The following is a 14,461-nucleotide window of genomic DNA, read 5'->3' as shown; positions in this document are numbered from 1 at the left end:
TTCGGGCCGGACTCTAACTCCTTCTGGAGGAAATACGCAGTGGCAGGTCAGCGGCTATTAGCACGCTGGCCCATTGATGGCTCCGATTGCCATCAGTAAAAGGATCCATCTGACTGCTTATGGCGAGGATATCAGACTGCAAGCTTGCTCGAATGACAGCCGTCGCGAGCAAAGTTGTCCCGGCGCTACGTCTTGGGTTCTTGGGGCGCGCGACCTATCACTTGCCAACGGCGAGAAACTCGAGCGCAGCAGGGAGAGCCTCAGGCAGCTCGCTAGCCGGGTTGGAGCTCGCGTTGATGCAATCGAGGAGGCACTACTCGGCGTTGTCGGCCAAGGAGCTATCGCCGCAGCAACGCGGCCGAAGGAAGCCGGAGAACGACGTGATCAGGTGCTGCGCGATGCTCTCAGTCGCGGCCTCGAAGAGGCGCGCTATGCCGCCGGCCGCGCTTTCCGGCAATACGATGCCGCGGACCCAGCGAACCGGCTGGCGAGCTTGCCGGGGACAGGGCACTTGTCCACGTGCCGGAGGTCGAGGGCAAGCTTGCCGCGCATAATGCGAGGACACCTGCTCCCGGCGTTGCTCCGGCCTCGCTCGGCGTCTTGGCTTCCAACCTGCGAACCGTCTGGTCAGCGCCGACGACCGATGCCCGTGTCAAGAAGCGCATCGGGCGCACCTTGATCCACGAGTCGCCGCTGAGATCGACGACGCGGCCTCGGAGATCGTTCTCATCGTTCACTGGGTGGGTGGCGCCCACAGCGAGTTGCGCTTGCCGAACCGCCGGCGCGGACAGCGTAACAGCACCTCTGCCGATATGATGCAAGCCGTGCGTCAGCTGGTGCTGATCGCCAGCGACGATCTGATTGCCGGCCTGCTCAACCGCAACGGCCTCAAGACGGGCAACGGCAATCGCTGAACCCCCGCGCGCGTCACATCAATCCGTTCGCACTACCGCATCCCGGTGTTCAAGCCCGCCGAGGACGGGATCGAGCCCTGGCTCACCTCAGCAACGCCGCACAGATCCTAAAGCGCGCCGAAGACGCTCCGGCTGGCCGCTGAGGCCGGCGAGGTGGAATCTATCGATCCGCTGTCGGACGGCCTTTGGATCTTCGCCCGCGCCGAGCTACTGTGGATCTGCGCATCGATCTGGGCGAGCAGTCGCTCCGAGACGTTCATTGGGACCAATCGTTCCTTGAAAATCCAAAGCGAATTGGAACCTCCTGGTGATAGATCCATTTAACGAGAATGGTCGAAGGACTTGGGTTGTACGTCGCGTTCGCGGTCGATGCCGCAGGAGTCGCGGGGGCCACTTATGAATTCACCAGCCATAGCGACAGAGGGGCCAAGAAGCGGCTGAGGGGTATCAGATGCCCACGATATCATCGAGCTTAGGATCGACCATAGGTTGGTCGCTCGTCTGAAACGTGGCTAGGTGAACCGTCAAGCCCTGCTACTGCGGGGCGTCACCTCATCTGGCCTGGGGAGCCAGCCGCCGTAGGGAATGCTCTCGAGGTCTTTCGTTGAACAGCTGTTGGAACAGCCAGGAAGGTAATCACGAGGTGCGCCCGGAAACGGAGCTTTAGCTAGCTGCCGTGGTCAGCTGCGGGCTGGCATTTCTGATCGCCGCGTTGACGATCGTGTCACTGAACCAGCCACCGACCAGACGTCAAGACGTTTAACCGAAGATCCTTGGTGACGTCGACCTCACGGAGGGATCGTGTTCGGGCATCCTGGGGACGGCGGCTCGGACCCGGTCTTGGCATCTCGGACAAACGGGCCATCCTCGCTTCGTGGGTGCCAGGAGATTGGTCGATCGCGTCCTGCTAGGCGTTGCGGGCGCCCGACAGTCTGACGGCGCCGATAACCTCGACGAGATCCTGGATCCCCTCGGTGCTCTCGACGACCCATGGCGGCCAAAAGGCGGCGATCTACATTCTTCCCGGACGACGTGAGGGGGCGCGCGATATGAGCCGGAAGGGACCCCTGATCACATTCTCGAGCGCTATGATGGGCTTCGCTTGTTCGTGCTCTGAATTTTCGGCGGGGCGGTCTCGGGCATCATGAGCATGGCACAGAGCCCGGCTGCGCTAGCGACAAGCATGTACCAGGCGGGCGCCAGCGCGTTCCCGGTCAGGTGGATGAGCAAGGTGACGAGTGGTTGAGCGGTGCCTCCGAAGATCGCTATTGCAAAAGCGTAGATCATCGCGAAGGCGCCACCACGAATGTTCTTGGGCAAACCTTCTGCCATACTCACATAGAAGGCGCTATACGGAATCGTTCCGATCAGGGTGAGCGCGCCGAGGCCTCCGAGAAGTGCGAGGGCACTGCGGCTCTCGGAGATCCAGAAGAACACCGGATAAGTGATCAGCAAGGCAGTGATCTGCGGCCATATCATGATGTGCCGGCGGCCCGCGCGGTCTGCGAGCCAGCCGCCCAGCAGTGCGGCAGCAATTCCTACCGAATTGCTGATGAGCGTGGCGCCAAAGGCGAGAGGCGCGGAAACTTGCAGGGTGTTCAGCGCATAGGTGGTCATATATCCCGTAACGTAGGTGATGATCGTGCAACTGGCCAAAATGACGAATCCCAAGCTCATGATGCGGCGAGCGGCAAGCGATCTCCTTACAGGCTGAATGCCGGAAACCGGTGCTTCGGGGCGGTGCAACGTTTCGGGCAGGGCGCTCCGCAACCAGAGTCCGAACGGCAGCGTAGCGGCGCCGAGCAAAAGCGCGATCCGCCATCCGTACGCATTGAGTGCCTCGCTTGTCATGGTGAGGGAGAGTATTTCGCCCACCAACGCGCCGGCCGTCGCAGCGATCTGTTGGCTGGCAGGCTGAAACGAGACAGCAAGACCGCGCCGTTCGGCCGGGGCCGCTTCCATCAAATAGGCGGTCGTCGGACCAACCTCACCGCCAAGCGCGAAGCCCTGCACCAAACGTGCAAAAATGACCAGCAACGGAGCGGCAATTCCTATTGTCTCGTACGAGGGCGTAACCGCCAACACAAGGATCGCGGCGCTCATCATTGCAAAGCTGGCGGTCATCGCGGGTCGACGCCCGAGACGATCCGAGTACGAGCCGAGCAGGATAGCCCCGATCGGTCTAGTCACAAAACCCGCGCCGAACGTTGCGAGTGAGAGCATAAGGCTGGCGAACGGGTCACTTGCCGGGAAGAACGCCTGACCGATCGGGATAGCGAAAAAGCTATAGGTCCCGAAGTCGTAGAATTCGAGAATATTTCCGATGGTTGCTCCCCACACGGCGCGGCCGGTCAAGCGTTCGTCTGCCGGAATAGGGACCGGCTCCAGCTTCTTGCGAGTAAATTGCCTGGCCATCCTCGATCCGTCTGAAGCGTGCAATCGCTGGCCTGAACATTTCGACCAGTCAGCCCGCGCGCGTTGCATTCCATTTTCTCTACACGTCGTCTAGCTTGAGGTGGCCGGCCAACGCCCCGGTGCTCCACATCTGCCTGACGCAGGCCAGGACGAGCTCAGGGCGATGAGTGCAACAAAAATGCCTGTCTGCTGCAGCCCCATTCAAACCTTGAACTGATCGCGGCAATCGCCAGCAAAGATGAATAACGGAACGCGCTGCAATTTGTCGGGTGGGTTCCGCCGTTGTGCTCCCGTGCAATGGCGCGTTTGCGACAACATTGGCGAGCGCCGAACAGGTAGTGCCTGTTTTTCATACCGAAGGGCCGCCGCGCGCGTTCTGCTGGTTGCGCCCGGCGGAGCATCAGGCGATTTGGCCCGGCTTTTGCTCCGTTGCTTGTTAGTTGCGCGCGGCCGCCGCCTTGTCGGGATTGATCCGCTGCAGAATGCAGGATCTTCGTGCGATCAAAAGACAATAGGAGTTCGCATTGTTGACGGCACCATGAAATCGATCGACATCGCCGCGGCGCCGTAGGCATCAGGCGGCCAATTCGGTCTGGCGAGCAGCGGCTCGGGACGCTCATCCGAAAGAGGCCGATGCCGATGACGAGCGATACCGTGCCGACTTGCCGGATGAAATCAAGCCTCCCGGCAGCCGGATCGAGCATGCCAAACAGCGGGAAGACGTACAGTGCGAACGGCGCCAGGCCCCAGATTATCAAGAGCACAAATCTTGCGCGTCTGGTTGTAGCCGACCTTGACCGCCTCCTTGTACTCGTTGCTGACTTTGTTCACGTCATCGTAGCCGTTCGGCTCGAAGAAGAAATGTCCGGTCTGCCGCGTCAGCATCGCAAACCAGCCGATGAGGCCGGCCATCGCCGGGTCCTTGAACAAGAGCGCATATCAACCGAGGAAGATGAAAGCGCTGATCAAATGCAGCGTGTGGTTAGTTCTGCTCTGGTGATCGTAACGGTAGTCATCCCACCGCAGGCTTGCAGCATGTCTGACAAATGGCTCATGATCAACCTCGGTCACTGACGGCGTTGAAGCCATAGGCCGAGTCCGTAACAGATGCGTGAATGAATTTGGTCGATATGACCGGGGAGCCCAGATCGACCACGATCTCCCTTTATCCAAATTAGCTGCTCATGGCCACGGGACATAGCGCTGGGGCATCCTCAACGCTCCCGCCACCGGCAAAGCCTTGATCTAATTGATTACAAACGCCGTTCGCGACGACGCTTGACACTGCCTCCTTCGATCCGAGCCGACTGCGGCCATTGAATCGGCTCGGCCGCGAGGCCCATGCTTATGACAGGTTCACAAAGGGCCGCACGAAGGGCGCAGTTGGAGAAAACAATCAGCAAGACCTCATTGCGGGTACCGACGAAGCCGGCCATGCAGCCGATATGTTAGCAGATTGCAGCCTCTTATGTGGAGCACCTTGCGCTCCGCATGAGCAATAAGCGACTCACCATCTCAAAAGCTGGATCACTACGGCGCACCGTGAGCCTGAACGTCGCCCACTACAACCTTTGCCCCGTCCGTAAAACCCCGCGGACAACGCCATCGATCGCGCTCGGCGTCACGGATCGGGTATCGGCGATCGATGATTTGTTTGGGCGCAGCGCAACCAGATGGCTGCGCTTGAAAGGAGTCTTGTAACTCAGAGGAGTGCCGACAAGCACATGTACCGCCACCAAGGGCAAGAGCCGACTTCTCACGCTCCGCACCATTGCCTCTCGACCTTTTCGGCGTTGGAGGCGCATTCTTGCAAGTATCCATTCGGCTCTCCCCACCTAAACAGTACGACAGTCAGTTTCCTCGGTTAGGGCCGAATGGACAACTTTCTGAAAGCTCACTGCCGGCGCCGGCACCTGACGTGTATGCGCTGATCGCGGGTGTCGCGTGCGTAAGGCGGCGTCCGAGACGTCTTATTGCATCTGGCGACCTGCGTTCGTTGTATATCCGCGACAACAGGACAAGCTCGCGGCTACGCTGTGTCTGCCCGGATGAGATGTTTCCTTTGATTAATGAACGGTTTAATGCGCTGTTTTCACCACCGGTACGTATTTGCCCAGACCCGACGATTGCTGCGATTAAAGGGTGCTACTCGAGCACAAGGTCATCTTTCTTCCGCAACCTATGTCACCACGATGCCGCCGAGCAGGAGCAGTTCGCTGCCCGCTTGGAGAAAGCTGGTGCAGCATCCGACGCTCGGTGTCGCTGAGGGAAATCGATCCTCGAGCTTGATCCCGCTCGCAGAGCCGGCGGGGCCGATGTGGCAGGCCGGTTGGCCGATGCCTATTCCATAGGATTTTGGTGCTGCAAGCCGTTGTAATCCCCAATTTGCGGCGATACCATCTGATCTGATCAAACAGCCGCGGCTGCTCATCTGGACGCGCCGCCGCCGCTGCAACGGCTTGCAGACGAGCTCTGGGCCTTTCACAGCAATGTCTTCGATTATGCCCGAATGACCTGTCCGCGAGCTCGATAAGAAGCATTTTGACGAGGTCTTCACCAGAACCGTCTTCGAGACTGAGCATCCCGGAGCGCTCGTTTGAGCTCGGCGAACTGGTGAACGATGACGAACAGCGCGATCATTCCGGCGCCCAGTTCAGTGATTGCCTGACTGGCCAACAGTCCGTTGAAGCCCCATATGGCCGGGAATAACAGTACGGCCGGGATGAAGAGAATGCCGTGCCTTGCCAAGGACACAAGCGCACTGAGGCGTGCTCTCCCGAACGACTGAAGCATTGTCGTCACGAAACTATGAATACCGAAAAGTCCAAAGAAGAGATGGAAGACGATGCAGGCCGAGACGGCAATTTCGGTGACCTTTTCGCTATCGCTGAACAGGCTGACCAAGGGCCTGGCAAGACTCACAACGGCCGCAGAATACGCAACGGAAAGAGCCACAGTCATGGAGAGTATGAACTTCGCAGCCTTTAATACACGAGCAAAGTCGCGCGCGCCCCAACCGAAACCCAGGACAGCTTGAGACCCTATACAGAAGCCGGTGATAGGCAGTGCGCCGATCGTCAAGATTCGCACGGCTATTCCCAACGCCGCGATGGAATCGTCGCCGAATGGCGCAGCAGCCCCGTACAAAAGCATAACAGCAATAGCAGATAGAACACTGGTCATGGTCGCCGGCGCCCCTATTAAAGCCAGCTGTCTGATGCGATCTGCTCGCAACGAGATGTGAGATATCCTAATGAGGACTACTCCGCGAAGCTTCATAAAATACGCTATATATAGGCTAATACCAGCGATCTGAGATACCAGCGTTGCGAGGGCTGCGCCTCGCACACCGAGGTCCAGTAAGAATATAAAGACAGGATCAAGCGCAGCATTGAGTATGAAGGCGGTAATCATCGTCCACATGCTGAATCGTGTATTGCCTTCGGCTCTGACGATGAAGCCGTTCACGATGTTTAGAAGCATCAGGGTGTACCCGAACAAAAGCGTCGCCGCGTAGTCGAGCGCAGCGGGCATGATGGTTGGAGTGGCCCCGAGCGTCACGAAGATCCCTCGCAGATTTAGAAGTAGAGCGACGGTAGAGAAGAGGCCAATCGGCACGGCTAGCGCGAGTGCGGTACTTGCGCCTCGACTCGCCTCCAGGTACTCACCGGCGCCAAGATGACGAGATATGAAGGACGCTGCTCCGACACCAATCCCCTGTCCGACTGCCACGAGCAGGACCACGATGGGCAAGGTCATGCTGACAGCTGCGATCGCCTGCGCGCCAAGTGCGCCAACAAAGATTGCGTTGACGACCTCCTGTAAGGCGTTGATCGATAAGCCAACAACAGACGGAATGGCGAGCCGCAGGATAAGGCTCACGAGATTGGAGTCCGAGAGATCGATGTGCTGCCTTTTATTTGGCAAGATATCGCTCTCGCTCTCCACGGCGAATTCCGCGTCCGGCTCATTCATGGATAAAAGTGTGCCGGGCTCTTCGGAATTCGCTGATCGTCTGCAACAGCTCCTGTTGCAACACCGTGCAAAGATTGCGGGTCACGTCATAACCAACCTCGGCTGGATTATACCTCGTTTCGATCTGGAGATGCCCGACTTGATATCCGACATCGAACCAGAAAAGGTGAATCGCGGCCGCTTCATCCATGTCCTTGCCGATCCAGATTGGAGAAGGTTCGTTGGCTAAGAGACGGCGTGGAAAATGGCGCTGCAAACCCGCTCGATAATTCAATCCAATTTTGGGTAGGGGCAGGCGATCGATCCGGCTCCGCACGGCTGGATCTCGGTTTAGGAACTTCATGGCCCGAAAGCCTATTCCCCTGCGCGGCAGGACATTACGCTGTCGGTATATTGAACGAGCACGATCGAGACGGGGCTCCCTTCCGGTGAGACTCAAGGGAAGCGGAACGAGCTCGCTGATAAAGCCGATGATCTGAGATGGATCGAGATCGTTAAAAAGCGGACCTCGGGTTGAGATAAGGCTATCAATCCAGAGCGAATAGTTCCCAAAAACGCGTCCAAAGGCGCCAGATAGGGCAGCAAGAAACACATCAAAGTCCTGACAATGCGCCGATCCGGCCGTGATGTTGAGGAGATCAGATGTCGCTTCTTTATCAATCTCAAAATGGTACTTTGCCTGATCTTCCCAAAGGGATCGGAACTTGGCGTCCTCGATGCGACCTTCAAGGCGTGCAGAGTGAAGCTCTCTCGCGGTCAGATTCGAAAAGCTCGCGCCGCCCGGTGGAGTGTCGCTGACGTGAAAATTGAACTGTTGGTAGTCAATGCTCTCCCAGAATTTGAGTTCGGCTGGCGCTTCGCTGTTGGCGTAGCGCTCAAGGCGCTTCAACCATGGAGAGAGGATTTCTATGTTCTCAGGACCACTCACGGTGTGGCCTGAGGCAAGGGCGTTGTACGCCGCATCCAAAGCTTCCAGAAACAGTCGATAGCCTATTCCGTCCGCTACAAAATGATGCATCAGGACCAGCAGATAGTAGTCGCCGCTTTCCGATGTGCGGAACACCGTGACATTAACAAGAGGCGTATGGCCGTCAAACCGAAACATATGTTGACGTCTTGCTGAGACGCTCTCGATTGCTTTACGCTGCTGTAGGCCGGTCATTCCGACAAGATCGATCTCCTCCACGAGGCGTTCGGCCACGGAAGGTCCGATTGTCAGACGTAGACCATCGTCGGTTCGGGCAATACGGAGTCTGAGGCCTTCGTGCCTATCCATGACACAGGCAAGGGCTCGCTCCAGGATTCGGATATTCAGAATGCCGCTGGGCAAGAAGAACAGATCGCCGATGTTGAAATGCTCATCGAAGCCGACAAGACGGTTCCAAGATGCGATTGCCGGGATAACTGGCAATGAGGCATCCGCGGAAGTGAAGGTATGGAGTGTAACCGCCGCTCCGTCTGCCGCCAATTCCCTGATGGTCGGTGTTCGATAGATTTGGTCGACACTAAGATTCAGTCCGACTTTGCGCGCCAGCGTGACGCAGCGCACGCTTAGAAGAGAGTCTCCGCCGATATCAAAGAAGCTCTGATCGATTCCGATCCACTTGGCGCGTAATAGATCTTGCCAGATTCCAGCAAGAATGCGCTCCTTCCTCGTGCGTGGCTCAGCAGATGGAACAGGCCCGACCTCGCGGTAAGGAAATGACGACAGGCGAGCACGATCTATCTTTCCGCTCGCCGTAAGGGGGATAGTATCAACCAAACGGAAGGCGGCGGGAATCATGTAGGACGGCAGTATGTGGCGCAGGTGAGTGACAATATCTCCAGAGCTTAGACCATCGCGAGCCGGAACCAAGGTAGCAGCCAAGCGACGATGGTCATCCGCGCCTTCTGCGACGACCGCCGCTTTTGCGATTGCCGGATGAGACTCAAGGGCCGTTTCGATCTCCTCCAGCTCGATGCGAAAGCCCCGTACTTTGACCTGGTTGTCCGATCGGCCGCAAATCTCGAGAAGGCCGCTGGTTGAGATGCGTGCGATATCGCCACTACGATAAAGAACGCTGTATTGGCCGTCATCATGCGGATTCGGCACGAAACAGCGGTTGGTCCGATCTTGATCCCGCCAGTACCCAGCGCTCACGCAGCGTCCCGCGATGCAGAGTTCACCCGTGGCACCGACAGGGACTCTCTTCAACTGTGCATCGAGCACGTAGAGTTTGACGTTGTCGATTGGGCGCCCAATGGGGACGAGCGGCGAGCCGTCGTAGGCATGCGATGTTTCATAGACCGCTGCATTGGATGCACATTCCGTAGCACCATAGAAGTTCCACAACGGCACGTCCGGGAAATACGCACGCCAGCGAACCGGGAGCGAGGGAGGCATCGGTTCGGCGCTGCTTGTGACCAACCGCAAGGCGGTCGGTCGCGCGTGCCGTTCTTGGGAAGCAATGAGGCCGGATAGGAGTGGCGGCGAGGCAAATAAGTGTGTCACGCGACGTCTCGCCAACGTGCACAACAACAAATCTGGGTCCAGCAACTGCTCTTGGGTCAAGATCAGCGCGGGCACACCTCTCAGAAGCCCCCCAAAGTACTCCCATGCCGACGCAACAAGTGATGCGGACTTCTGGACAACCATCACGTCGGTACGATCGAAGGGAAAGCGTCGCCACATCCAGTTCAGTCGGTTGAGAATTGCCGATTCCGGTATAAGAACCCCCTTCGCCTTCCCGGTTGAGGACGAGGTGTATATGAGGCTCGCAATTCCCTGATCTGATGGTTTGTCGCTGCACTCAAAATCATGCAAGGGCGCGCCGCACCCTTCAAGGGTCAATAGACAAATCGACGGCACGTCAAAACCAAGATCAGAGGTGTTTGCGTGAACCAAAAGCTTTGCCTGACTATCTCGCAAGATATGTTCGATCCGATCACGCGGATAATCCGGCGATATAGCGACAACAATGGATTGTAAGGCTCGTGCCGCAAGAATAACGGCGGCCACGTCAGGCGACCGGTCGACCAGCATGGCGACAATATCGCCAGCCTCCACGTCAGAAGCACGCAGTACTGACCTGATAGCTGTTACTCGCTCACGCAGCTGGTCGAATGTGATCTCACCGAAATCACCAAAATATGCCACCTGGCTGGGATTTAAGACGCTGATTTGCTCGAACGCTTCGAAAAGCGGACATTCAGTCTCGTATGGCTGCGCCGAGCTATTCAGCGAGTCCAGCATAGTGACGTCCGACGCGCTGAGGCAGCTCAGATCTTTAATGGGCGCAAGCGGCTTCTCAACGCAGGCTGCAATCAGATAGCGCAGATTGTCGGCCATGCGGACAATCAGATCGCTGGAAAATATGTCCTCCGCATACGCGAGCTGGAGGGCAATTTCATCGCCCTGATCTTGTGCATACAAGGTCAGATCGAATTTAACATAGCCGGTCTCATATTCGCGGAATGTGAGATCCAACTCATGTTGGCCAAGTGGCTCCGGGGCCTCGGAGTACATGTTGAACATGACCTGGAAGATCGGTGATTGTCCCGCTTCGCGATATAGCCGGGTATCCCTTACCATCCAGCCGAACGGATAGGCCGAATTCGCGATGGCATCGCTGACCAGGCCCTGGATGCGCAAAGCATGAACCGCAAAGGACTCGCCGACATCGATCGCGGTGCGGATTGGCAGCATATTCAGGAAAAAGCCAACAATTTCGGCGCTGCCAGGTTGATCCCGTACGACGTGCGGCATGCCAACGATAATATCGTCCTGACCGCTATACGCCCGCAGCAGCAGCTTGAAGCAGGCGAGGAGCGTTGTCGACGTGGTGCACCTATTTCGGCGCGCAAACTCGCGTACGTGATTGGAGAGCTGGCTGCCAAGCAGAACCGCATGCGAAGCGCCGCGGTAAGAATTTGTCTGCGGCCGCGCTAGTCCCGTTCCAAGCGAAAGCACCGGCGGATCATTGCCAATCTGACGACGCCAATAGCTACGTTGGTTGACCAGCGCCTCTGCAGTAACGTGTCGTGTTTCCCAGACCGCGTAGGTCGAGAGTGAGGTGCGGTTTTCCGGCAAAAAAGCCGCGGCATCTACGTACCTTTGGCGAAGGTCCCTGAGTAGAACAGAGATCGACCAGGCATCGATGACAATTTCATGAGCGGTGATCAGTATGAGATGGTTGTCGTGGCCAAAGCGGATCATGCGCGCGCGAAACAGATGGCCGTGGCTAAGATCAAAGCTGCCGTTCAGCTCTGTTTGCCGTAACTCTGCGATCAGCTTCTCAGCTTCCTGCGCCGTGAGATGAGATGCATCAGTCAATTCAAGACTTGCGTCTTGCGGAGCATCAAAAAGCTGAACCGGACCGTCCTCGTCGATAAAGCGTGCCGAAAGTGCCTGATGGGAGTGAACGACATCGGTCCAGGCGCAATCGAACGCCGCCAGATCGATAATGCCCCTTATTCGCAGTCCGCCTTGAATGATGTAGTTCCTGGCAGACGGATCGAGCTGCGAGAGAAACCATAGGTGCTCCTGAACTCGCGTCAGAGGCGATCGCGTAAGCTTTCCGTGCGTCGGGGCTGTGAACGGTTTGGAGTTGGCTCGGGCCGAGATCGAAGCCGCAAGAGACCGGATCGTTCCATTCAGGACCAGCCTGAAATCCGTTCTCACTCCGAGCTTGGTCTGCAACTGGCCCAGTATGAGCATCGCCCGGAGCGAGTCTCCGCCGAGGCTCATGAACTGGTCATTCACACCAATGTTCTCAATACGCAGAACGCCGCACCAAATTTGACACAGCTGGGATTCGAGCTCTGTTTTCGGCCCCTCGAATGGCGTCGACAAGAGAGGGCGAACACTGTCCGGGTCAGGCAATGCTCCAAAATCGACCTTTCCGTTTCTGGTCAGTGGAATGCTGGCGAGGTGGATGATCCTTTCTGGGAGCATGTAGGTGGGAAGCGCTTCCGCAAGAAAGTTCTGAAGCTCGCCTTCCGTTACTTCAGCCGGAGCTGACACATACGCGATGAGGCGTCTTGATCCAGTGTCTCCCTCGGCCCTGGTTATCTCTCTCGCCATAAGCTTTACGCCTGCGCAGACGCACGCAACCGCGACAGCGCCGCGTACCAAATGATGAGCGGCGAGGCGGGCCTCGATTTCTCCTAGCTCAATTCTGTGCCCACGGATTTTGACCTGACGGTCCCGTCGACCAAGACATTCCAAAAGGCCATCGGAGCGAACAAGCCCGAGATCACCTGTCCTGTATAGGCGCTGAAACAACGGGTTGTTTGAGAACGGGTTTGGCCCAAAGGCATCCTTGGTGCGAACATCATCATTGACGTAACCAGCGGCCAGACCGACGCCGCTAACACAGATTTCGCCGACCTCTCCCGTGTTGCACAGCCTCGCTCCGTCGGCGACATAAACCATAAGGTTAGAAATCTGTTTGCCGATCGGCACATAAGAGTCAGCCAGTGCAGGCGCTGCGGAAACCAGATGATGCGTAACGCCATCCGCGCACTCGGTCGGCCCGTAGTGGTTGAGAATGGGGACCCGGGGATATAAGGCCAGCCAAGCACGCGCCAGTCCGGGTGTTAGAGGTTCTCCGACCGTTGAAATAATCCGCAAACGGTCCAGAGCTCGCTCAGCCCCCGCAAGCGACTGCAGATATTCAACAAATATTGCAAGCATCGAAGGAACGAATTGAGCAACCGTCACGCCGTATCCTTGAATTGCTTTGAGAAGGGATACTGGCGATTTCAGTGTCGCATCATCAATGATCGCGATCGAGGCTCCGACGCAAAGCCCTGCCAGAAGCTGCCACAGCGAGATGTCAAAGCAGTGCGATGCCGTCTGCGCGATGCAATCCGTCCGAGTGAGGGTTAGGGCATCAATCTTTGCCACCAAATGATTGTTTAGGGCTGCGCGCTCGATCATTGTGCCCTTAGGCTGGCCCGTCGAACCCGACGTAAACAGGATGTAGGCGAGACCATCCTCGCACGATGGTGGCACAACAGGCGAAGTCTGGCCCTCGCGCAGCGCCGCCTCTATCGCTATGAATTGCGTCGTGCCTTTGCTGCTCGCCTGCAATTTGCTGAGCGAATCCAGCTGATCTGGGCCCATAATCAGCGCGCAGCGACTCTGCTCGATCATGAATGATGTTCGCGAAGCCGGTAACGATGGATCGAGCGGCAGGTACGTTGATCCAGCTTTCAATATTGCGACTACCGCCGTCGCCCAGTCGAGGTCCCGCTCACCCCAATAGCCAACGACTAAGCCGTGAGCGCCCCGCTCTCGTAACGTCCTTGCGAGGGCATCCGATCTTAGTCGCAGCGCTTTGTAGGTAAGTTTGTCTGCGCCGTACCTCAGCGCAACCCTTTCCGGATCCGATCTAGCGAGGCGATCGATTGCGGTGATCGCGTCGATCGGTTGCAGTTCCACAAGCTGATTTCTGCTTGATCGATTTTCCGTAGGCATACGCGTCCCGCCATTCGTCGCCTTCAGCGACCCTTAAATCAGAACACCAATCGAGCGTGTGTAATGCGTAGCCACCCTGGTTCTGCCAGTCATAGTGTGCCGGTTTGCCTGCTTCTTAGCTTCGCGTCCTTCGTTCACACTTTTCCTCTATGATCGGGCAGGGGAACACGGCTGGACGCTAGGGTCTCAAGTTGGCGTTGGCATCTACCAGATCTTGTAGTGGACACGAGATAGTCTGCATGGCACCCTCAACCAAGCGCGCACAGAGACGCGTTCCGGCTTGTGAATTCTTTCATTTGTAGGCGCCTGCACAATCATTTGGTGCGCTCCTCATGAAAGCGGGGACTTGGCGCTCGCCGGGCTACAGGTCGCCCGCGGTGACCAAGCGGTAACATCGATTGTGCAAGAGCCAACACAGGGACGTGTTACCGTTTTCCACGAGGCCGGCGTTGTTCGCATAGACGCTGAAGGGCAGTCGTTGCGCGCTCAAGCGTGTTAGCGCTCTTGGCCATAATCAGATAGCTATGGGCGGCGTGCCGAGGCGCGGGCGTGCAGAACCATCACCGCCAGGTCCTTGGTCTGTTGATGTTCGCAGTCGTTCACCTTGGCGCAAACGAAACGCGCTCAGAAAGGTTTGCTGTGAACGGCAGGCGACGTCCAGTCCACCAGAAAGGGTGTACCGATACGGCTTTGCGAA

Annotated in this window: 4 protein-coding genes and 1 pseudogene; 1 reads left to right on the top strand and 4 read right to left on the bottom strand. The window is 57.4% G+C overall.

Annotation, left to right across the window (positions count from 1 at the left end):
* Positions 1–767: 767 nt before the first annotated feature.
* The gene (locus tag CQ14_RS45920) at positions 768–914 is read left to right on the top strand and encodes a hypothetical protein (protein WP_245320257.1); all 147 of its coding nucleotides are present in this window, start codon (positions 768–770) and stop codon (positions 912–914) included.
* A 1,086-nt stretch (positions 915–2,000) separates the two neighbouring features.
* Here the strand turns inward: CQ14_RS45920 and CQ14_RS08385 are convergent.
* From CQ14_RS08385 to CQ14_RS08370, 4 genes and pseudogenes are all read right to left on the bottom strand, one after another.
* Positions 2,001–3,329: an MFS transporter gene (locus tag CQ14_RS08385; protein WP_057857446.1), complete on the bottom strand. Its 1,329-nt coding sequence runs from the start codon at positions 3,327–3,329 to the stop codon at positions 2,001–2,003.
* Between the two features lie 617 nt (positions 3,330–3,946).
* Positions 3,947–4,384 (bottom strand): annotated as a pseudogene (locus CQ14_RS48170) (hypothetical protein); the annotation flags it as partial.
* Positions 4,385–5,882: 1,498 nt separating this feature from the next.
* Positions 5,883–7,304 carry an MATE family efflux transporter gene (locus CQ14_RS08375; protein ID WP_057857445.1) on the bottom strand — a complete coding sequence of 474 codons (1,422 nt, stop codon included), beginning with the start codon at positions 7,302–7,304 and terminating at the stop codon, positions 5,883–5,885.
* The gene (locus tag CQ14_RS08370) at positions 7,297–13,764 is read right to left on the bottom strand and encodes a non-ribosomal peptide synthetase (protein ID WP_057857444.1); all 6,468 of its coding nucleotides are present in this window, start codon (positions 13,762–13,764) and stop codon (positions 7,297–7,299) included. The genes CQ14_RS08375 and CQ14_RS08370 overlap by 8 nt, the downstream gene beginning before the upstream one ends.
* Positions 13,765–14,461 lie beyond the last annotated feature (697 nt).

It is taken from the genome of Bradyrhizobium lablabi (assembly GCF_001440475.1).
GTDB classification, from domain to species: domain Bacteria; phylum Pseudomonadota; class Alphaproteobacteria; order Rhizobiales; family Xanthobacteraceae; genus Bradyrhizobium; species Bradyrhizobium lablabi.
The sequence above is the reverse complement of the archived record's forward strand: the minus strand, read 5'-3'. Positions and strand labels throughout refer to the sequence as shown.

Coding starts and splice junctions, on each gene's coding strand:
- CQ14_RS08370 (WP_057857444.1), bottom strand. CDS start 13,764: ATGCCTACGGAAAATCGATCAAGCAGAAATCAGCTTGTGGAACTGCAA.
- CQ14_RS08385 (WP_057857446.1), bottom strand. CDS start 3,329: ATGGCCAGGCAATTTACTCGCAAGAAGCTGGAGCCGGTCCCTATTCCG.
- CQ14_RS08375 (WP_057857445.1), bottom strand. CDS start 7,304: ATGAATGAGCCGGACGCGGAATTCGCCGTGGAGAGCGAGAGCGATATC.